Genomic DNA, 18,244 nt, shown 5'->3' with positions numbered 1-18,244 from the left:
TACCCTTTCGGGACCATGCAGCAGCGCTATGTCGGCCGAAGCGGCCTGTCGGTGTCCCGGCTGGGGCTCGGCACGATGACCTGGGGGCGTGACACCGACGCCGACGAGGCCTCGGCGCAGCTTCGCACCTTCGTGGACGCGGGGGGCACGCTCGTCGACACGGCCGACGTCTACACCGGCGGCGACGCCGAGCGCCTGCTCGGCCGGCTGCTGCGCGACCAGGTGCCCCGCTCCGAGCTGGTGATCTCGACCAAGGCCGTGGTGACGCCGCTCGGCCGCCGCCCCCGCGACGCCTCCCGCCGCCATCTGGTGGCCGCCGTGGACGAGTCGCTGGCCCGCCTCGGCGTCGACCACGTCGACCTGTGGCAGCTGCACACCTACGACGACGAGGTGCCGCTGGAGGAGACCCTGGCCGCGCTCGACGCGATCGTCTCCTCCGGCCGGGCCCTCTACGCGGGCGTGTGCGACTACGCCGGCTGGCAGCTCGCCGCCGCGGCCGTCGCCCAGCGCTGCGTGCCCGGCCGCGTGCCGATCATCTCGGCCCAGGCCGAGTACTCCCTGCTGGCGCGTGAGCCCGAGCGGGAGCTGCTGCCGGCCGCCGAGCACGTGGGGGCCGGGGTGCTGGCCTGGTCGCCGCTGGGGCGGGGGGTGCTGACCGGCAAGTACCGCACCGGCATCCCGGCCGACTCGCGGGCCGCCACGCCGCACTTCGCCGACTTCGTCCGGCCCTACCTCGACGATCGCAGCCGGTCGGTGGTGGAGTCGGTGATGACGGCCGCCGACGGGCTCGGCGTCTCGCCGCTGGCGGTGGCGCTGTCGTGGGTGCGCGACCAGCCGGGGGTGGCCTCGGCCATCGTGGGGGCCCGCACGCGGGCGCAGCTCGCGGGCATCCTGGCCGCCGAGGAGGTCGTGCTGCCCCGGGAGATCCGCGAGGCCCTGGACGACGTGTCCTCCCCGGACTGACGCGCCCGTGACGCGCCGCCGGGGAGCACGAGATCCCGGGCCGGCGCGGGCGCGGAACCGCCCAGGAGAACCGGATTCGGGCTCGCGTATCACTACTCGATACCGAATCGCAACTTTGGCGGTAAACACCTGCGTCTCGGCGGCGATGTCCGTAAAGATTTCATCCAAGGCGATGCGGGAGGGGACGAACCGATGGGGAGCAGGACCGCGAGGTCGGCCGGCGTCCTGGCGACGGCACTGGCGGCGAGCGCGGTCACCGTGGCCCTCGTCGTGCCCGTCGCCGGGCCGGCCGAGGCGGACGACTGTCCCAAGGGGGGCGGCTTACTCGGCGGCGTGACGGGCACGGTCTGCGACACGGTCGGCAAGGTCACCGACACCGTCGGCAACGTGACCGGCGGCAAGGCCAAGGGCCTGACCGACAAGGTGGACGACACCACGGGCAAGGTGCTCGGCACCGTGGGCGAGGTCGTGCCCACGACCAGGGCCGACCTGGGCAGGAAGAGCGAGCCGGGCCCCGCGCCGACCACCGCCGGCACCCTGCTGCCCAGGACGCTGGGCGACGTGTGCCTGCCGGTGCTGGCCTGCGACGACCAGAGCGTCCGCGACGACGGCGCGACGCCCGGCCCGAGCGCCACCGCCCTGTCGCCCGCGCAGCGGCGCACGGCCCAGCCCGGTCAGCCCACCCGCTCCGACGCGGCCCGGCAGCGCAAGGACGACGACACGCGCCCCACGACCGCGCCCACGGCCGTGCCGACCCGCCCCGCCACGCAGCCGGACAGCCAGCCGTACCTCCTGGACACCAAGGAGGAGCGGATCGGAGAGGAGCCGGAGGCCGACCCGGAGGAGCCGCGCATCGACCTGCTCTGGCCGCACCCCCTCGTGCGCGACCTGACGGCGCCGCTGCACGACCAGCAGCTCGTACGGCCGAGCGCCCCCGCCTCCGACGTGCTGGGGACGGCGTTGACGGTCCTGCTGCTGCTGTCGGCGGTGGCGGCGACGCGGGTGGTGCAGCAGCGGCGGCACCGGTCGGAGCAGGGCGACTCGATCCCGTTCGAGCCCTCGACGGCCGCCAACGGCCGCCACCGCCTCGCCTGAACCGTCTGGTCTGAGCCGTCTCCCGCGCAAGCCGGGCCCTGGAAACGCCGAGCCCGGCCGCGCTGCGGTCAGCGGGCCGGGCGTGGAGCGGGATGGCGAGGCGTCAGGCGCCGATCGCGTGGACCCCGCCGTCGACGTGGACGATCTCGCCCGTCGTCGCCGGGAACCAGTCGGACATCAGCGCGACGCACGCCTTGGCGGCCGGCACCGTGTCGGACAGGTCCCAGCCGAGCGGCGCCTTCTCCGGCCAGCTGTCCTCGAACTCCTTGAAGCCGGGGATCGACTTGGCCGCCATCGTGCGCAGCGGACCGGCCGCGACGAGGTTGACCCGGATGCCCTGCTTGCCCAGGTCGCGGGCGAGGTAGCGGGAGGCGGACTCCAGGCCGGCCTTGGCCACGCCCATCCAGTCGTAGACCGGCCACGCCTTGGTGGCGTCGAAGTCGAGGCCCACGACCGCGCCGCCCTCCTTCATCAGCGGCAGGCAGGCGACCGCGAGCGACTTGAAGGAGTACGTGGACACGTGCAGGGCGGTCGAGACGTCCTCCCACGTGGTGTTGAGGAAGTTGCCGCCGAGCGCGGTCTGCGGGGCGAAGCCGATGGAGTGGACCACCCCGTCGAGGCCGTCGACGTGCTCGCCGACCCGGGCCGCCAGCGTGTCGAGGTGCTCGGTGTTCTGCACGTCGAGCTCCAGCACCGGGGCGGGCTCCGGCAGCCGCCTGGCGATGCGCTCGACCAGGCTGAGCCGGCCGAAGCCGGTGAGCACCACGCTGGCGCCCTCCTCCTGGGCGAGCTTGGCGACCGAGAACGCGATGGAGGCGTCGGTCAGCACGCCCGTCACGAGGATCCGCTTGCCTTCGAGAATGCCCACGTCAGTGCCCCATTCCGAGTCCGCCGTCGACCGGGATCACGGCCCCGGTGATGTAGGAGGCGTCGTCACTGGCCAGGAAGCGGACGACGCGCGCCACCTCGCCCGGCGACGCCTGCCGCCCCAGCGGGATGTTCTTGATGATGGCCTCCTCGTCGAGGCCGGCGGTCATGTCGGTCTGGACGAAGCCGGGCGCGACCACGTTGACCGTGATGCCGCGCGAGCCGTACTCGCGGGCCATGGACCGGCCGAACCCGATGAGGCCGGCCTTGGAGGCGGCGTAGTTGGTCTGGCCGGCGGAGCCGAGCAGGGCGACGACCGAGGAGACGAGGATGACGCGCCCGCGCTTGAGCTTCATCATCGGCCGGATGGCCCGCTTGGCGACCCGGTAGGCGCCGGTGAGGTTGGCGTCGATGACGTCGGTGAAGGTGTCCTCCTTCATCATCGCCAGCAGGGTGTCCTTGGTGATGCCGGCGTTGGCCACCAGCACCTCGACCGGGCCCTGCTCGGCCTCCACCTTCTCGAAGGCGGCCTCGACGTCGTCCATGCTGGTCACGTCGCACCGGACGCCGAACAGCCCCTCCGGGGGCTCTCCCGAACGGTAGGTGACCGCGACGGCGTCGCCGGCCGCGGCTAGTTCACGGGCGATCGCAAGGCCGATGCCGCGATTGCCCCCGGTGACGAGTACAGAGCGTGCCATGAGACCTGACGCTATCCCCTACCGGCTGGTATCCGCTTGTCCGGGCCAGACAAGATCACAGGGTTAGGATCGTGGACATGCGCCAGATGGACCCCGAATTCCTGGAGCTGCCGCTACGGCAGCTCGCGGACGCCGCCCTGCAACGCGCCCGTGACCTGGGTGCCGAGCACGCCGACTTCCGGCTCGAACGCGTCAGGGCCGAGACGCTGAGCCTCTACGACACCAGGCTCGAGGGCGCGATGGACGCCGACGACCTGGGCTACGCCGTGCGCGTCGTCAAGGGCGGCACGTGGGGCTTCGCCTCCGGCATCCTCCTCACCCCGGAGGCGGCCGCGGCGGTGGCCGAGCAGGCGGTGCGCGTGGCCGAGGTGAGCGCGCCGATCAACCGCGAGCCGATCGAGCTGGCCCCCGAGCCCGCGCACCGCGACGTCACCTGGGTCTCCTCCTACGAGATCGACCCGTTCACGGTGCCGTCGGCCGACAAGGTCGCGCTGCTGGCCGAGTGGTCGGCGGGGCTGCTGAAGGGCGCCGACCACGTCTCGGCCCGGCTGTACCAGGTCAAGGAGCAGAAGTTCTACGCCGACACGGCCGGCACGGTCACCACGCAGCAGCGGGTGCGCGTCCATCCGCACCTCAACGCGATGAAGGCCTCCGACGGCGGCTTCGACGACATGTCGACGATCGCCCCGCCCGCCGGCCGCGGCTACGAGTACATGACCGGCACCGGCTGGGACTGGGCGGCCGAGCTGGCCCGCATCCCCGAGCTGCTGGCCGAGAAGCTGGCCGCGCCCTCGGTCGAGCCGGGCGAGTACGACCTGGTGATCGACCCGTCCAACCTGTGGCTGACCATCCACGAGTCGATCGGCCACGCCACGGAGCTGGACCGGGCGCTCGGCTACGAGGCGGCCTACGCGGGCACCAGCTTCGCGACGTTCGACAAGCTCGGCGAGCTGACGTACGGATCGCCGATCATGAACGTGACGGGTGACCGCACGGTGGAGCACGGCCTGGCCACGATCGGCTACGACGACGAGGGCGTCGAGGGGCAGTCGTTCGACATCGTGCGCGACGGCGTCCTGGTGGGCTACCAGCTCGACCGGCGCATGGCGCTGATGAAGGGCTTCGGCCGCTCCAACGGCTGCGCGTTCGCCGACTCGCCCGGCCACATGCCGATCCAGCGCATGGCCAACGTCTCGCTCGCCCCGGCGCCCGGCGGCCCCTCCACCGAGGAGCTGATCGCGGGCGTGCGGCGCGGCCTGTACATCGTGGGCGACAAGAGCTGGTCCATCGACATGCAGCGCTACAACTTCCAGTTCACCGGGCAGCGGGCGTACCTGATCAGCGACGGCCGGCTGGCCGGCCAGGTGCGCGACTTCGCCTACCAGGCGACCACGACCGACTTCTGGCGGTCGATGGAGGCGGTCGGCGGGCCCCAGACGTACGTGCTCGGCGGCGCCTTCAACTGCGGCAAGGGCCAGCCGGGGCAGGTCGCCCCGGTCAGCCACGGGTGCCCCTCGGCGCTGTTCCGGGGCGTCCGGATCCTCAACACCGTCCAGGAGGGTGGGAAGAAGTGAGCGAGCGCATCACCGGCGGTTCGCCGCAGGAGATGGTGGAGCGGGCGCTGCAGCTGTCGCGGGGCGACGGCTGCGTGGTGCTCGCCGACGAGGGCTCCACCGCCAACCTGCGTTTCGCCGGCAACACCCTCACCACCAACGGCGTCGCCCGTTCCTCGCGGCTGACCGTCATCTCGATCGTGGGCGAGGGCGTCGGCGTCGTGTCGCGCGCCGCCGTACGGCCCGACCAGCTCGCCGACGTGGTGGAGGCGGCCGACCGGGCGGCGCGCGAGGCGCAGCCGGCCGAGGACGCCCGGCCGCTCGTCGAGGGCGTGCCGGCCAGCCCGTCCTGGGCCGATCCGGTGACGCCGACGGACATCGGCGTCTTCGAGGGCTTCGCGCCCGCGCTGGGCGAGGCGTTCGCCGCCGCCGAGTCGGGCGGGAGGAAGCTGTACGGCTTCGCCGAGCACACCCGCACGACGACGTTCCTCGGTACGTCGGCCGGCCTGCGGCTGCGCCACGACCAGCCGTCCGGGCGGCTGGAGCTCAACGCCAAGTCGGCCGATCTGAAGCGGTCGGCGTGGACCGGCGTGGCCACGCGCGACTTCTCCGACGTGGACGTGACGGGCCTGGACTCGTCGCTGGCCCGGCGGCTCGAATGGGCCAAGAACCGGATCGACCTGCCGGCCGGCCGCTACGAGACGATCCTGCCGCCGAGCGCGGTGTCCGACCTGATGATCTACCTGTACTGGTCGACGGGCGTCAGGGACGCGCTCGACGGACGCTCGGTGTTCTCCAAGCCGGGCGGCGGCACCCGGGTCGGCGAGCGGCTGGCGGAGCTGCCGGTCACGCTGGCCGGCGACCCGTCGGCGCCGGGGCTGGAGTGCGCGCCGTTCGTCGTGGCGCACGCGTCCAGCCGCGACTCGTCGGTGTTCGACAACGGCCTGCCGCTGGAGCCGACCGCGTGGGTGAGGGACGGGCGGCTGGAGGCGCTGCAGCAGACCCGCCACTCCGCCGGGCTCAGCGGTATGCCGGTGACCCCGGCCATCGACAACCTGCTCATGACCTGCGGCGAGGGCGGCGCGTCCCTGGACGACATGATCGCCTCGACGGGGCGCGGGCTGCTGCTGACCTGCCTGTGGTACATCCGCGAGGTCGATCCGCAGACGCTGCTGGTGACGGGGCTGACCCGGGACGGCGTCTACCTCGTCGAGGACGGCGAGGTCGTGGGCGAGGTCAACAACTTCCGGTTCAACGAGAGCCCGGTCGACCTGCTGGGCCGCCTGTCGGAGGTGGGCGCGAGCGTGCAGACGCTGCCCCGGGAGTGGAACGACTACTGGACCCGGGCGGTCATGCCGGCCGTGCGGGTGCCCGACTTCAACATGTCGACGGTGAGCCAGGCGAGCTGACGCTCGCCGGCTGACTTCCACCGTGCCGCCGGACGGCCGGGCGGGTCCCGCACCGGCCACCGGCGGTCCCGGCCCGCGCCCGCCTCTCGCCGGCGGGCGACGGGCGGACGACGGGCGACGGGCGACGGGCCTTTGGCGACGGGCGTCGGTTGACGGGCGTCAGGCGTCTTCCAGGCGGAAGCCCACCTTCATGCCCACCTGGTAGTGGGCGACCTCTCCCCCTTCGATGTGCCCCCGCACCTCCGTCACCTCGAACCAGTCGAGGTGCCGCAGCGTCTGCGAGGCGCGCCGGATGCCGTTGCGGATGGCCTGGTCAACGCTCTCGGCCGAGGTCCCGACTATCTCGGTCACCCGGTACGTTCGATCCGTCATCTCCACATCCTCTCCACATCCTCCTTACTCGAAAGCCATGATCGCATGACCGGCCGTCCAGGGCCGGGCGGCCGTCGCCCGGCGCTCCTCCGAGGTCTACGGTGGGAGATATGAAGCGCTGGCGTAAGAAGCCCGACGTCCATCAGGTGACGGACGCCAGACCCTCGTTGAGCGCGGACATCCAGCGCCGCGAGGTGAGCTACCTGATCAAGATGGGTATCCGCACGATCTGCCTGATCCTGGCCGTGGTGGTGCCCGTGCCGTGGCCGTACCGGCTGCTGTTCATCGCGGGCGCAGTCTTTTTGCCATACATAGCCGTAATCGGGGCCAATGAGAGGGGGATGGATGTCCCTCCTCCCACCTTTCAGACACCGGAAGCTAACCAAAGCGAGATACCAAGGCACCGACGCGAGATCGGGTCGTGACTAAGTCTTGACGCATCCCATGGGTTGTAGGTGTACGCTTTAGCCAAGCACTCCGGTCCCCCGTCGGAGTGCTGGTGCCGGCGTTCCGGGCCCCCGTCGGAACGCCGATGAAGCGACGCCGGGTGGTTTGCCCCCGTAACCACCCGGCGTCGCCCTTTTCCGGGGGAATCCTCGCCGTAGATGATCAATCCGGCGACGCCCTCGATCGTGTGATAGGGCCCCTTTCCCGAAACCGTTTTCGCTTCGAAGCGTGCGGAATTGCCAGGAAACTTTCAGGTTCGCGCAGCGCTTGACAAGAAGAGTTCGCTGGAGTCTCAGTCGCCCGTCAGCGTCTGCGCCGTGGCCTGCCCCCAGTTGCGGGCGAGGACGGTGAGGCGCGCGACGGCGTCCTCGGGCGCGGTGCCGGCGCCCTGCGCGAGCCCGAGCAGGTAGGCGGTCAGCGGCGCCGCCGGGCGGGCCACGCCGTGCGCCACCTCCTTGGTGAGCTCCAGGATCAGGTCGCGGTCGACGCGAGCCGGGTCGACGCCGAGCTCCTTGCAGGCCAGCGCGGTCCACTCGTTCAGCACGTTCATGGGTGTGCGGCGCGGCCTTCCGTTCCTGACGGCGCGTCGGGACGCTTCGGTGCCGTCACGGGCCGGGCGGCGCGCCTCCTCCTGTCGTCGGGAAGGGGACACGGGTCGTGTCACCGAGGCGGGCTTGGTACAGGTCGTCCATTGTGTCGCAGTCGAACCAGGCCCGTCCGGGCAACCTGACGCGCGCGGCGACGAGGGGGGCCAGCACGCCGCGCAGGGACCGCCCGCCGTACCGTCCGAGCGCCTCGCGCAGCGCCCCGGTGTCCCAGACGCCCAGCAGCCACTGCTCGCGTCCGTCACCGTCGACCGCCACCACCCCGGCGCGACGCCCCAGGACGCCTTCACCGCGCTCCGGAGCCGCCCCGTGATCGCCTGACGCGGTGGGGGTGGACCCTTGTGCGGGGTGGACCCGTCGCGCGGCCACAGACCCTTCTGGGAGCGCCCGGGGGGCGGCGTGGGGATCGGCGTCGCGCCGCGCGGCCGGAGCGGGCGCGTCAGGGGCGTCTGCGGCAGCGAGGAGGGCGGAGATGTGCGGCGGGGTCAGGAAGGGGAGGTCGGCGGCCAGCAGGACGACCCTCGGCGCCGTGACCTCGCGCAGCCCGGCGCGCAGCGCGGGCACCGGCCCGCCGCCCGGCGGGTCCTCCTGCGTGAAGACCACGCCGGGAAGGTCGCGGGCGGGCCCGACCACCACCACGCGCCCGGCGCCGGAGACGGCTCCGGCGACCCGCTCCAGCAGCGTCCGCCCGCCCACGACGAGTCCCGGCTTGTCCGCCCCGCCGAGCCGCCGCGCCTCTCCCCCGGCCAGCACCACCGCGTCGTACCCAGCATCCATGCCCTCACCGTACGCACCGCAGCGACCGTAGGCACCGCCGCCCCCTTCCCGCACGACGACCATCCCCTCGGTCCCGCCGGCCGAGCCGGCCGCTCGCATCACCGTCAACGGGCTTCTAAAAAAATGTTCATTGGTGATAGATTCCACGCCCACGACGAAAGGACGACGATGACGCTGATGGAGCAGGCCGCCCAGACGATGCGGGCCCTGGCCCTCGACGAGGACCTCAAGGACAAGGTCGCCGCGGACCCCGTGCTGCGCGAGCTGGCCTGGCGGGTCGCCGAACGGTACGTCGGCGGCCGGACCCTCGACGAGGCACTCACCCGTGCCGCCCTCCTCAACGCGGAGGGCACACCCGTCTCCCTGGACTACATGGGTGAGAGCTGCCGGGACGCCGGCCTGGCCACGGCCGAGACCGAGGTGTTCCTGGACCTGTCACGACAGGCCGCGGCCCGCCGGACGAACTGCTCGTTGTCCTTCGACCTGTCCCACCTCGGCTCGCTGGTGGACCGCGAGCTGGGGCTGGCCAACGCCACCCGGCTGGCCGAGGCGACCGCCGCCGCGGGCCAGGAGATGATGATCTCGATGGAGGGCTCCGATCGCACCGACCTGATCCTGTGGACCCACGAACGCCTCTGCGAGCGTTTCGGCCACGTCGGCGTCACCGTCCAGGCCCGCCTGCACCGGACGGCCGAGGACCTGCCCCGCCTGCTGCTGCGGCCCGGACGCATCCGCCTGACCAAGGGCTCCTACCTCGAACCGGAGTCCGTCGCCCACCCCCGCGGCAGCCGCGAGCTGCGGGCCGCCTACCTCGCCTGCGCGACCCTCCTCCTGGAGCGCGGCCACCTCTGCTCGATCGCCACGCACGACCTCGACCTGCTGACCGAGCTGCAACCGCGCATGCGGCCGGACTCCGGCGCGTACGAGGTCGAGATGCTGATGGGGCTCGGCACCGACCGGCTCGCGGCGATGCGGGAGCGCGGGCACCCGGTCAGGGAGTACATCGTGTTCGGCACCCAGTGGTGGCTGTACGTCTGGAACCGCATCGCCGAAGAACCGGCCCGCCTGTTCCAGGCCCTGACGGACGCCGGCCGGCGGGCATAGGCCGATGAGCACCGAGTTCCTCCTCACCACCCTGGTCATCGTCGTGACGCCCGGCACCGGCGTGCTCTACACGATGGCCGCCGGCCTGGCCCGCGGCGGGCGGGCCGGCATGGTCGCGGCGCTGGGCTGCACCCTCGGGATCGTGCCGCACATGGCCGCGGCGATCACCGGCCTGGCCGCCGTCCTGCACGCGAGCGCGCTCGCCTTCCAGGTGCTGAAGTACCTGGGCGTGGCCTACCTGCTGTTCATGGCGGTCATGACGCTGCGCGAGCGCGGGGCGCTCAGCGTGGAGCCGGACACCGCCCCGCGCCCGGCCCGCCGGGTCATCGCCTCCGGCGTGCTGGTCAACCTGCTCAACCCGAAGCTGTCGATCTTCTTCTTCGCGTTCCTGCCGCAGTTCGTGAGCGCGGACGAGCCGGCCGCGCTCGTCCGCATGCTGGAGCTGAGCGGGGTGTTCATGCTGGTGACGTTCGTGGCGTTCTGCGGGTACGGGTGGTTCGCGGCGGCCATCCGCGGCCAGGTCGTCTCACGGCCCGCGGTGATGACGTGGATGCGCCGCGTCTTCGCCGGGGCGTTCGTGGCGCTCGGCGTGAAGCTGGCCCTCACCGAGAACTGAGCCCCGGCGCGGGCCCCGCGCGTCTCAGCCGCCGATCGCCGACATCGGGCGCGACGGCTGCAGGAACGACGGGTCGTCGATGCCGTGTCCCGCGCGCTTGCGGGCCACGGCGGCGATCCAGCGCGCGGCCAGCTCATCGTCCGTGGCGCCGTCCCGCATCGGCGTCTTGAGGTCGGACTCCTCCGTCGCGAACAGGCAGTTGCGCACCTGGCCGTCGGCGGTGAGCCGGACGCGGTCGCACGCGCCGCAGAACGGCCGGGTCACCGAGCCGATCACGCCCACCCGGGCCGGTCCGCCGTCCACGAGGAACCGCTCGGCCGGGGCGCTGCCGCGCTCCTCCAGGTCGTCGGGGCTCAGGTCGAACGAGCCCGACAGCAGCTGGAGGATCTCGTCGGCGGTCACCATGTTCTCGCGGCTCCAGCCGTGCTGGGCGTCGAGCGGCATCTGCTCGATGAAGCGCAGCTCGTACCCCTGGTCGAGGCAGAAGCGCAGCAGCGGCACGGCCTCGTGGTCGTTGACGTCGCGCATGAGCACCGTGTTGATCTTGACGGGGCGCAGGCCGGCGTCGTGGGCGGCGGCCAGGCCCTCGATCACGTCGGTGAACCGGTCGCGGTGCGCCAGCCGCTTGAACACCTCGCGGTCGAGCGTGTCGAGCGAGACGTTGACCCGGTCGAGCCCCGCCTCGGCCAGCGGCCGGGCCAGCCGGGCCAGGCCGATGCCGTTGGTCGTCAGGGACACCTGCGGGCGCGGGGTCAGCGCGGCGGTGCGGGCGACGATGTCCACCAGTTCGCGGCGCAGCAGCGGCTCGCCCCCGGTGTAGCGGACCTCGGTGACGCCGAGCCGCTCGACGCCGATCGTGACCAGCCGGACGATCTCGTCGGCGGTGAGGAGCTGGGCGTTGGGCAGCCAGTCGAGCCCCTCGGGCGGCATGCAGTACGTGCAGCGCAGGTTGCACTTGTCGGTGAGGGACACCCGCAGATCCGTCGCCACCCGTCCGAACGAGTCTCGCAACATGGGCGTCACCTCCTGTCAGATCACCGGCTGTCGGATCACGGGCTGCCCGGATCTCCGGACGGCAAGCCTACGGCCCGGGCCCGCCGTCGTGCCGAACCGCATGGTCATATCGTGCCGCATCCCACCACAACAGCCACGCGGCGCCACCGATTCCCCGCTTTCCGGACCCGGGAAAATCCGTTGCCGGGCACCGGTGACGACCTGCCATGATCCGGGCATGCGACACTGGCCGGTCCTCTCCCTGTCCATCAGCACGCCCCGGCTGGAGCTGAGGACGCCCTCGCTCGCCGACCTGGACGAGCTGGCCGAGCGCGCCGCCGAAGGCGTCCACGACCCGGCGGAGATGCCGTTCTTCCAGCCCTGGACGGACGCCTCCCCGGAGGAGCGGGCCCGCGGCACCGTGCGCTACGTCCTCGGGCGCTGGGCCGCCTGGACGCCGGAGTCCTGGAGCTGCCCCCTGGTGACGGTGTTCGAGGGGCGGGTCGTGGGCGTGCAGGAGCTGGAGGCCGCGGACTTCGCGGTCACGCGCGAGGTGCGGACGGGCTCGTGGCTCGGGCTGCGCCACCAGGGCCAGGGCATCGGCACCGAGATGCGCCGGGCGGTGCTGCACCTGGCCTTCGACGGGCTGGGCGCCGAGAGCGCGGTCTCGGAGGCGTTCCTCGACAACCGCCGGTCGCTGGGCGGCTCCCGCCGGCTCGGCTACCGGGACGACGGCCTGGCGCGCCACAGCCGGCGGGGGGAGCTGGCGGTGCAGCAGCGGCTGCGGCTCGACCGCGAGCACTGGAGCACGCCGTCCGGCTACCGCGTCGACGGGCTGGAGCCGTGCCTGCCGCTGGTCGGCGCCGTCCGGGCCGCGTAGCGGAAAACCGGTGGGGCTCGCGGTCATGATCGCGGCACACTGGGGCACGGACGAGCCAAGGAGATGTCTGTCATGCCGAACCAGCCCGCACCCGACGTGCTCTCGTGGGCCAGCGAGATCGACGACGCCGCGATCGCGCAGGCCGCCCGCACCGCGCGCCTTCCGTTCGTCGCCGGCCACGTCGCGCTCATGCCCGACGCGCACGTCGGCATCGGCGCCACGGTCGGCTCGGTCATCCCGACCGAGGACGCGATCATCCCGGCGGCGGTGGGCGTGGACATCGGCTGCGGCATGGTCGCCACCGAGACGACCCTCACCGCCGCCGACCTGCCCGACACCCTCGACGCCCTCATGCCGCTGGTCGAGCGGCACATCCCCGCCGGCGTCGGCAAGGGTCACGACGACCCGTCCCTGGACCGCGCGCTGGGCGGCCTCGGGCTGCCGCGCACCGAGCTGACGGCCAAGCAGGAGCGGACGGTGGCCGTCCAGTTCGGCACGCTCGGCTCGGGCAACCACTTCGTCGAGGTGTGCCTGGACGAGCGCGAGCGGGTGTGGACGGTGCTCCACTCGGGCTCGCGCGGCATCGGCAACCAGCTCGCGACCAAGCACATCACCGGCGCCAAGGGCCTGATGGAGCGCCAGGAGCTGAGCCTGGAGGACCCCGACCTGGCCTACTTCACGCAGGGCACGCCGGAGTTCGAGGCGTACGTCGCCGACATGCTGTGGGCGCAGCGCTACGCCATGGCCTCGCGCGCCCGGATGGACCAGGTGCTGGTGGACGCCCTGTTCCGGATCGTCGGCAAGGGCGAGCGGGTGCGCGTGATCAACTGCCACCACAACTTCACCCAGCTCGAGAGCCACGGCGGCAAGGAGCTGTGGATCACCCGCAAGGGCGCCATCAAGGCCGCCACCGGCGACGAGGGCGTGATCCCGGGGTCGATGGGCACGCGGTCGTACATCGTGCGCGGGCTCGGCAACCCCGACGCGTACCACTCGTGCTCCCACGGCGCGGGACGCCGCATGTCGCGCAACAAGGCCAGGAAGCAGCTCAGCGCCGGCTCGCTGGCCGAGGCGATGCGCGGCCGCACCTGGAACGCCGACCGGGCGGCCGCCCTGGTGGACGAGCACCCGGAGGCGTACAAGCCGATCGACCAGGTCATGGCCGACCAGCGGGACCTCGTCGAGGTGCGCCACACGCTCCGCCAGGTTTTCAACTACAAGGGCTGACCCGCGGTGATGTGAGGTGTTTGGCCTGGTCGCAGCGGGTAACGGATGGGGCGTCGGACAGGAGTCGAGAAAGGACCCGCCATGCGCCGTCCCGCCGCCGTCTGCGCCGTCGCGCTGGTGCTCGCGAGCGCGGGGTGCGCCGGCCTGACGTACAGCTCCGAGGACGTCTCCCGCATCTTCACCCCCCAGAACGACGGGGCCAACGCCGGCGCCAAGGGCGTGTACGTGCGCAACTCGTTCCTCCTCGGCGCCTCACTCACGGGCCGGTCGGAGACGCCGGCCGCCGGGCTGCCGCTGTACGCGGTCCTCATCAACGAGCGAGCCCAGCCGGTGCGCCTGGAGCGGATCACGCTCGCCAAGGGCGGACAGGTCCAGCTCGCCGGCCCCGTCGAGGTGCCGCCCGGGGGCATCGTGGGCACCGACCGGCCGATCGGCACCGTCACCGGCGTGGCCGACACGGGCTCGGTGCCGATGACGTTCAGCTTCACCGCCGGGCCGAACGACATGCGGCTCATCGTGCCGGTCGTGGCCAGGACGGGCGTGTTCGCCTCGCTCAACCCGAGCGGAGCCCCGGCCAACCCGAGTGGAGCCCCGGCCAACCCGAGCGGGGCGCCGGCCAACCCGAGCGGCGCCCCCAGCCCCGGCGGTTCTCCCGCGCCGTCCGGCTCCGCCCCGAACGCCACAGTGAGCCCGTCGCCCACCGCCACCCCGTGACCATCCGGGCGTAACCGCCAGGCCACCCGGCCGCTCTAGCGTTCGCCGCATGATGACGCGCAGATGGGTCGCGGGCGCGCTGGCCCTCCTCATGGGCGGCCTCGGCGGTACGGTCGCCGTCGTGCTCACACAACCCGACCCCGCCGCGGCCGCCGGCCGCGGCCACTCCCCCGTCGTGATCGGACACCGTGGCGCCAGCGCCCACCGGCCCGAGCACACGCTCCTGTCGTACGAGGCGGCCATCGCCCTGGGCGCCGACTACATCGAGCCCGACCTGGTCTCCACCAAGGACCACGTGCTGGTGGCCCGGCACGAGAACGAGATCTCCGGCACCACCGACGTGGCCTCGCGGCCGGAGTTCGCCGGGCGGCGCACGACCAAGACGATCGACGGCCGGCCGGTGACCGGCTGGTTCACCGAGGACTTCACGCTGGCCGAGCTGAAGACGCTGCGGGCCAGGGAGCGCGTGCCGGAGCTGCGGCCGGGCAACACGGCCTTCGACGGGCTGGCGGAGATCCCGACGTTCGAGGAGGTCGTGCGGCTGGCCGAGCGGCACGGCGTGGGCGTCTACCCGGAGACCAAGCACCCGACCTACTTCGACTCGGTCGGCCTGTCGCTGGAGGAGCCGCTGCTGGAGGTGCTGAACGCGCACAAGGTGCGGAAGGTGTTCATCCAGTCGTTCGAGACGGCCAACCTGCGTGAGCTGCACTCGAAGACCCGGCTGCCGCTCATCCAGCTCGTCACGTGGGGCGGCGCGCCCTACGACTGGGTGGCCGCGGGCGACCCGCGCACCTACGACGACATGGTGAAGCCGGAGGGGCTGCGCGAGGTGGCGTCGTACGCGGACGGCATCGGCGTGGACACCCGGCGCGTGGTGCCGACCGGCCCGGACGGCAGGCTGCTGGAGCCCACCACGCTGGTGGCCGACGCGCACCGCAGGCGCCTGGAGGTGCACGTCTGGACCGTGCGCAACGAGAACTCCCAGCTCCCGGCCGACCACCGGCTGGGCGACCCGGCGAGCCCGGTGTACCCGCGGGCCACGGGTGACGTCATGGGCTGGCTGGACCGGCTGCTGGACCTCGGCGTGGACGGGGCGTTCTGCGACGACCCGGGCATGGGCCGGGCGGTCGTCGCCCGGCGTGCCGCCCGCGCGGGAGCCTGACCGCGAGGGCCCGCCCGCGCGGGGAGTCCGATCGTGAGGGGGTCCCGCCCTGTGGCGGGACCCCTCGGGGCGTCACTGCCCGGCCAGGCCCCGGAAGCTGGTGCGGGCGAAGCCGTAGGCGGCCATGGCGGAGAACAGGACCGTCATGACGGTCACGACCGTCGCGGTCACCAGCGAGTTGACCGCCCACTTCACGATGCCGCCGGTGCCCAGGACGAGGCTGTAGGCGTCGAGGGTGACGCGGCTGCCGATCCACTCCAGCGGCAGCTTGGTCGTCTCGGTCTCGGGTTTGAGCGAGGTGGCCACGGCCCAGGCGATGGGCGCGAGCCAGACGGCGGCGAGCACGAGGGCGACGGCCAGCAGCACGAGCCGGCCCCAGCCGAACCTCTTGGTCATGACGGCTCCTCGCTCTTGCGGAACAGCCGCAGCTGCGCCAGGGAGACGACGACGATGAGAGCGAACAGGATGTAGGAGACGGCCGAGGCGTAGCCGATGCGGTAGCCGGTGAACCCGGCGTCGTAGGCGTACTCGATGATCGGCCGGGTGGAGTCGTCGGGGCCGCCGCCGGTCATCAGGTAGATCTGGTCGAAGACCTTCAGCGAGGCGAGGAGCTGGAGCACGACGACCAGCGCGGTGGTACGGCCGAGCAGGGGCAGCGTGATGGAGCGCAGCCGGTGCCAGGCCGAGGCCCCGTCGATCGCGGCGGCCTCGTACAGGTGGCGCGGGATCGACTGGAGCGCGGCGAGGTAGAGCAGGAAGTTGAAGCCGACCGTCCACCACACGGTGGTCAGCACCATCGACCACATGGCCGTGGACGGGTCGCCCAGCCAGAGCACGTCGGTGCCGAGGGCGCCGTTGATCAGGCCGTACTCCGGCGGGTAGATCATCTGGAGCCAGAGCAGCGACACGACGGCCGACGGCAGCAGGAACGGGCCGAAGAACGACAGCCGCCACAGCCACTGCACGAAGCGCAGGTGGTGGACCAGCAGGGCGAGGCCGAGGCCGAGCAGCACGAGCGGGATCGTGCTGAGCACGGTGAACTCGACGGTGTTCCACAGCGAGCGCCACATGCGGGGGTCGCCGAACGCCTCGGCGTAGTTGGCCAGGCCGACGAAGCGGTCGTTGGTGCCGGCGATGTTGACGCTCGACAGGCTCATCCGCAGGCCCTGGAGCAGCGGCCAGACGAGGAAGGCGAGGTAGATCACGAGGAAGGGGGCGACGAACAGCAGCCCGTGCTGGGTCCAGCCGCGCCGCGGGCGGGCCTGCTCGGCGGGCGTGGCGGCGGTGGCGGGGACGGCGACGGTGGTCATCATCGCTCCTCTGCGGGGAAAGGGTTGGGCGCGGCCATCAGCCGGCTCAGCGCCTGCCTGGCCCGGGCGAGTCCCTGTTCGGCGGTGATGGCGCCGCTGATGACCGGGGAGAACGCCTGGCCGAACTCCAGCCACAGCCGGGAGGCGGAGCCGGCGAACCACGCCCTCGGGTCGAGGGCGACCTCGGTGATGACCGAGCGGTACTCCGACTGGGGGTGCAGCGCGAGGTAGTCGGGCTGCTCCAGCGTGGGCAGGTAGGCGGGGACGTGCCCGGCGACGGCCCAGTCGGCGCTGTTCTTCACGAGGTGGGCGATGAAGCGGTAGGTGGCGCGCTCGACCTCCGGGTCGCGCTCGCGCTGGTGCGGCAGGACGAAGGCGTGGCAGTCGGCCTGGGCCGAGCCCTTGCCGAAGACGCTGGGGAAGCGGGCCATGCTGAACGGGGTGCCGCGCTGCTTGAGCCCGGTGGTCTCCCAGTCGCCGTTCCACAGGAACGCCGCCTGGCCGTTGGTGAAGGCAGCCACGGAGGCGCCGTAGTCGGTGCGCGGGTCGCACAGCCCCTCCTCGCAGAGGGTGGGCATGAGGCGCAGCGCGTCGAGCGCCTTGGCGTCGTCGAGGGTGACGCGGGAGCCGTCCTCCGACAGCAGCGTGCCGCCGCTCTGCGGGTAGAGCGACCGCCAGAGCCGCCAGGGGCCGACCGTGCCGAGGCCGAGGGCGTCGAAGACCAGCGGCGGCCTGCCGCCGAGCGCGGCCTTGGCCTTGCGCAGCGCGGCGAGCAGCTCCTCGGGGCCGTTGGTCGGCAGCAGGCGGCCGTCGGGGCCGAGCAGGCCGGCCCGCTCGCAGAGGTCGGTGTTGTAGTACTGCACCATGGGGTGGGCGTCGAACGGCACGGCGTACAGCTCGCCGCCGACGTGCGCCCGCTCCCAGATGGGCGGGCTGAAGTCGGCGGCCTTGAGGCCGTTCTCGGCGAGCAGCGCGGTGTCGATCGGGTCGAGGATGCGGCCGGCGCCGATGCCGGACAGGCGGGCCAGGTGGAAGGTGGCCAGGTCGGGCGAGCGGCCGCCGGCCCCGGCCATGGCGATCTTCGTGTAGTACGGCTCGCCCCAGGCGAGCACGTTCTCCTCCACGGCGATGCCCGGGTTGTCCGCGCCGAACGCGCGGACCATGCCGTTCATGATGATGCCGTCGCTGGCGCCGAGGAAGTGCCAGTAGCGTACGCGGGTGCGGGTCGAGCCGAGTCCGGCGGGGATCGAGCAGCCGGCGGCGCCCGCGCCGAGGAGCGCGAGTCCGCCGCCCAGGAGGCTGCGGCGATCGATGGGTGGTCCGTCCACGATGGGCCTCTTCCTCTGGACAGGGATGCCGCGGATGGTGACGTGAACATCTCGCCTGCGCGAAGGGCGCGCGAGATCGGTGGATGGGGTCCGTGACGGGGGCGGATGCGGGAGGCGCCGCCCC

Annotated in this window: 20 protein-coding genes; 11 read left to right on the top strand and 9 right to left on the bottom strand. The window is 72.5% G+C overall.

Annotated elements, in window-relative coordinates; translation table 11 throughout:
• Positions 1-15: 15 nt before the first annotated feature.
• A complete protein-coding gene (locus HT134_RS16480; RefSeq protein WP_175601268.1) occupies positions 16-963 on the top strand; it encodes an aldo/keto reductase in 948 nt (315 codons plus the stop codon).
• Positions 964-1,155: 192 nt separating this feature from the next.
• Positions 1,156-2,058 carry a hypothetical protein gene (locus tag HT134_RS16475; RefSeq protein ID WP_175601267.1) on the top strand — a complete coding sequence of 301 codons (903 nt, stop codon included), beginning with the start codon at positions 1,156-1,158 and terminating at the stop codon, positions 2,056-2,058.
• Positions 2,059-2,161: 103 nt separating this feature from the next.
• Here the strand turns inward: HT134_RS16475 and fabI are convergent, their stop codons facing one another.
• Both fabI and fabG read right to left on the bottom strand, forming a co-directional pair.
• On the bottom strand, positions 2,162-2,926 hold the full coding sequence (gene fabI, locus HT134_RS16470) for an enoyl-ACP reductase FabI (protein ID WP_175601266.1): 765 nt from the start codon (positions 2,924-2,926) through the stop codon (positions 2,162-2,164).
• Between the two features lies 1 nt (position 2,927).
• Positions 2,928-3,623: a 3-oxoacyl-ACP reductase FabG gene (gene fabG, locus HT134_RS16465; protein ID WP_175601265.1), complete on the bottom strand. Its 696-nt coding sequence runs from the start codon at positions 3,621-3,623 to the stop codon at positions 2,928-2,930.
• A gap of 77 nt (positions 3,624-3,700) precedes the next feature.
• Here fabG and HT134_RS16460 point away from each other — a divergent pair, with 77 nt between their 5' ends.
• Positions 3,701-5,197: a TldD/PmbA family protein gene (locus tag HT134_RS16460; RefSeq protein WP_175601264.1), complete on the top strand. Its 1,497-nt coding sequence runs from the start codon at positions 3,701-3,703 to the stop codon at positions 5,195-5,197.
• 32 nt (positions 5,198-5,229) lie between these two features.
• A complete protein-coding gene (locus HT134_RS16455) occupies positions 5,230-6,585 on the top strand; it encodes a metallopeptidase TldD-related protein (protein ID WP_175601673.1) in 1,356 nt (451 codons plus the stop codon).
• Between the two features lie 159 nt (positions 6,586-6,744).
• Here HT134_RS16455 and HT134_RS16450 read toward each other — a convergent pair whose 3' ends face one another.
• Positions 6,745-6,957: a dodecin gene (locus HT134_RS16450; protein ID WP_175589573.1), complete on the bottom strand. Its 213-nt coding sequence runs from the start codon at positions 6,955-6,957 to the stop codon at positions 6,745-6,747.
• Between the two features lie 110 nt (positions 6,958-7,067).
• On the opposite strand from HT134_RS16450, the gene HT134_RS16445 reads away from it, so the two are divergent.
• Positions 7,068-7,382, top strand: a complete 315-nt coding sequence (locus HT134_RS16445) for a DUF3099 domain-containing protein (RefSeq protein ID WP_175601263.1) — start codon at positions 7,068-7,070, stop codon at positions 7,380-7,382.
• A 314-nt stretch (positions 7,383-7,696) separates the two neighbouring features.
• Here the strand turns inward: HT134_RS16445 and HT134_RS16440 are convergent, their stop codons facing one another.
• Together HT134_RS16440 and mobA are read right to left on the bottom strand one after the other, a co-directional pair.
• Positions 7,697-7,954, bottom strand: a complete 258-nt coding sequence (locus tag HT134_RS16440; RefSeq protein WP_175601262.1) for a DUF6457 domain-containing protein — start codon at positions 7,952-7,954, stop codon at positions 7,697-7,699.
• Positions 7,955-8,009: 55 nt separating this feature from the next.
• Positions 8,010-8,786 carry a molybdenum cofactor guanylyltransferase gene (gene mobA / locus HT134_RS16435; RefSeq protein WP_175601261.1) on the bottom strand — a complete coding sequence of 259 codons (777 nt, stop codon included), beginning with the start codon at positions 8,784-8,786 and terminating at the stop codon, positions 8,010-8,012.
• Between the two features lie 168 nt (positions 8,787-8,954).
• On the opposite strand from mobA, the gene HT134_RS16430 reads away from it, so the two are divergent.
• Both HT134_RS16430 and HT134_RS16425 read left to right on the top strand, forming a co-directional pair.
• Positions 8,955-9,890 (top strand): proline dehydrogenase family protein, encoded by a 936-nt coding sequence (locus HT134_RS16430; RefSeq protein WP_175601260.1) that lies wholly within the window; start codon positions 8,955-8,957, stop codon positions 9,888-9,890.
• A 4-nt stretch (positions 9,891-9,894) separates the two neighbouring features.
• A complete protein-coding gene (locus HT134_RS16425) occupies positions 9,895-10,506 on the top strand; it encodes a LysE family translocator (protein ID WP_175601259.1) in 612 nt (203 codons plus the stop codon).
• A 24-nt stretch (positions 10,507-10,530) separates the two neighbouring features.
• Here HT134_RS16425 and moaA read toward each other — a convergent pair whose 3' ends face one another.
• Positions 10,531-11,520 (bottom strand): GTP 3',8-cyclase MoaA, encoded by a 990-nt coding sequence (moaA, locus tag HT134_RS16420; RefSeq protein WP_175601258.1) that lies wholly within the window; start codon positions 11,518-11,520, stop codon positions 10,531-10,533.
• Positions 11,521-11,737: 217 nt separating this feature from the next.
• Between moaA and HT134_RS16415 the strand changes: the two genes are divergently transcribed.
• The 4 genes from HT134_RS16415 (at position 11,738) to HT134_RS16400 (ending at position 15,482) form a co-directional block, all read left to right on the top strand.
• Positions 11,738-12,379 carry a GNAT family N-acetyltransferase gene (locus tag HT134_RS16415; RefSeq protein ID WP_175601257.1) on the top strand — a complete coding sequence of 214 codons (642 nt, stop codon included), beginning with the start codon at positions 11,738-11,740 and terminating at the stop codon, positions 12,377-12,379.
• Positions 12,380-12,451: 72 nt separating this feature from the next.
• Positions 12,452-13,606: an RtcB family protein gene (locus HT134_RS16410; RefSeq protein WP_175601256.1), complete on the top strand. Its 1,155-nt coding sequence runs from the start codon at positions 12,452-12,454 to the stop codon at positions 13,604-13,606.
• An 81-nt stretch (positions 13,607-13,687) separates the two neighbouring features.
• Positions 13,688-14,320, top strand: a complete 633-nt coding sequence (locus HT134_RS16405; RefSeq protein ID WP_175601255.1) for a RodZ family helix-turn-helix domain-containing protein — start codon at positions 13,688-13,690, stop codon at positions 14,318-14,320.
• A 49-nt stretch (positions 14,321-14,369) separates the two neighbouring features.
• Entirely contained in the window at positions 14,370-15,482 is a 1,113-nt protein-coding gene (locus HT134_RS16400) for a glycerophosphodiester phosphodiesterase (protein ID WP_246364507.1), read from the top strand.
• A gap of 72 nt (positions 15,483-15,554) precedes the next feature.
• Here the strand turns inward: HT134_RS16400 and HT134_RS16395 are convergent, their stop codons facing one another.
• From HT134_RS16395 to HT134_RS16385, 3 genes are read right to left on the bottom strand one after another with little or no spacing between them, the layout of a single operon-like run.
• Positions 15,555-15,878 carry an ABC transporter permease family protein gene (locus tag HT134_RS16395; protein WP_175601254.1) on the bottom strand — a complete coding sequence of 108 codons (324 nt, stop codon included), beginning with the start codon at positions 15,876-15,878 and terminating at the stop codon, positions 15,555-15,557.
• On the bottom strand, positions 15,875-16,795 hold the full coding sequence (locus HT134_RS16390; protein ID WP_175601253.1) for a carbohydrate ABC transporter permease: 921 nt from the start codon (positions 16,793-16,795) through the stop codon (positions 15,875-15,877). The genes HT134_RS16395 and HT134_RS16390 overlap by 4 nt, the downstream gene beginning before the upstream one ends.
• Positions 16,792-18,120 (bottom strand): extracellular solute-binding protein, encoded by a 1,329-nt coding sequence (locus tag HT134_RS16385; protein ID WP_312888160.1) that lies wholly within the window; start codon positions 18,118-18,120, stop codon positions 16,792-16,794. The genes HT134_RS16390 and HT134_RS16385 overlap by 4 nt, the downstream gene beginning before the upstream one ends.
• Between the last annotated feature and the right edge of the window lie 124 nt (positions 18,121-18,244).

Origin of the sequence: Nonomuraea rhodomycinica, from assembly GCF_013363995.1 — a bacterium.
Lineage (GTDB): Bacteria > Actinomycetota > Actinomycetes > Streptosporangiales > Streptosporangiaceae > Nonomuraea > Nonomuraea rhodomycinica.
This window is presented reverse-complemented; position numbering and strand designations above follow the sequence as displayed.

What these genes read in the sequence shown, in the direction of transcription:
- HT134_RS16410 (WP_175601256.1), top strand. Translation starts at nt 12,452, where the DNA reads ATGCCGAACCAGCCCGCACCCGACGTGCTCTCGTGGGCCAGCGAGATC.
- mobA (WP_175601261.1), bottom strand. Translation starts at nt 8,786, where the DNA reads ATGGATGCTGGGTACGACGCGGTGGTGCTGGCCGGGGGAGAGGCGCGG.
- HT134_RS16400 (WP_246364507.1), top strand. Translation starts at nt 14,370, where the DNA reads ATGATGACGCGCAGATGGGTCGCGGGCGCGCTGGCCCTCCTCATGGGC.
- HT134_RS16440 (WP_175601262.1), bottom strand. Translation starts at nt 7,954, where the DNA reads ATGAACGTGCTGAACGAGTGGACCGCGCTGGCCTGCAAGGAGCTCGGC.
- HT134_RS16450 (WP_175589573.1), bottom strand. Translation starts at nt 6,957, where the DNA reads ATGACGGATCGAACGTACCGGGTGACCGAGATAGTCGGGACCTCGGCC.
- HT134_RS16405 (WP_175601255.1), top strand. Translation starts at nt 13,688, where the DNA reads ATGCGCCGTCCCGCCGCCGTCTGCGCCGTCGCGCTGGTGCTCGCGAGC.
- HT134_RS16475 (WP_175601267.1), top strand. Translation starts at nt 1,156, where the DNA reads ATGGGGAGCAGGACCGCGAGGTCGGCCGGCGTCCTGGCGACGGCACTG.
- HT134_RS16395 (WP_175601254.1), bottom strand. Translation starts at nt 15,878, where the DNA reads ATGACCAAGAGGTTCGGCTGGGGCCGGCTCGTGCTGCTGGCCGTCGCC.
- HT134_RS16480 (WP_175601268.1), top strand. Translation starts at nt 16, where the DNA reads ATGCAGCAGCGCTATGTCGGCCGAAGCGGCCTGTCGGTGTCCCGGCTG.
- moaA (WP_175601258.1), bottom strand. Translation starts at nt 11,520, where the DNA reads ATGTTGCGAGACTCGTTCGGACGGGTGGCGACGGATCTGCGGGTGTCC.
- fabG (WP_175601265.1), bottom strand. Translation starts at nt 3,623, where the DNA reads ATGGCACGCTCTGTACTCGTCACCGGGGGCAATCGCGGCATCGGCCTT.
- HT134_RS16430 (WP_175601260.1), top strand. Translation starts at nt 8,955, where the DNA reads ATGACGCTGATGGAGCAGGCCGCCCAGACGATGCGGGCCCTGGCCCTC.
- HT134_RS16390 (WP_175601253.1), bottom strand. Translation starts at nt 16,795, where the DNA reads ATGATGACCACCGTCGCCGTCCCCGCCACCGCCGCCACGCCCGCCGAG.
- HT134_RS16445 (WP_175601263.1), top strand. Translation starts at nt 7,068, where the DNA reads ATGAAGCGCTGGCGTAAGAAGCCCGACGTCCATCAGGTGACGGACGCC.
- HT134_RS16460 (WP_175601264.1), top strand. Translation starts at nt 3,701, where the DNA reads ATGCGCCAGATGGACCCCGAATTCCTGGAGCTGCCGCTACGGCAGCTC.
- HT134_RS16415 (WP_175601257.1), top strand. Translation starts at nt 11,738, where the DNA reads ATGCGACACTGGCCGGTCCTCTCCCTGTCCATCAGCACGCCCCGGCTG.
- HT134_RS16455 (WP_175601673.1), top strand. Translation starts at nt 5,230, where the DNA reads ATGGTGGAGCGGGCGCTGCAGCTGTCGCGGGGCGACGGCTGCGTGGTG.
- HT134_RS16425 (WP_175601259.1), top strand. Translation starts at nt 9,895, where the DNA reads ATGAGCACCGAGTTCCTCCTCACCACCCTGGTCATCGTCGTGACGCCC.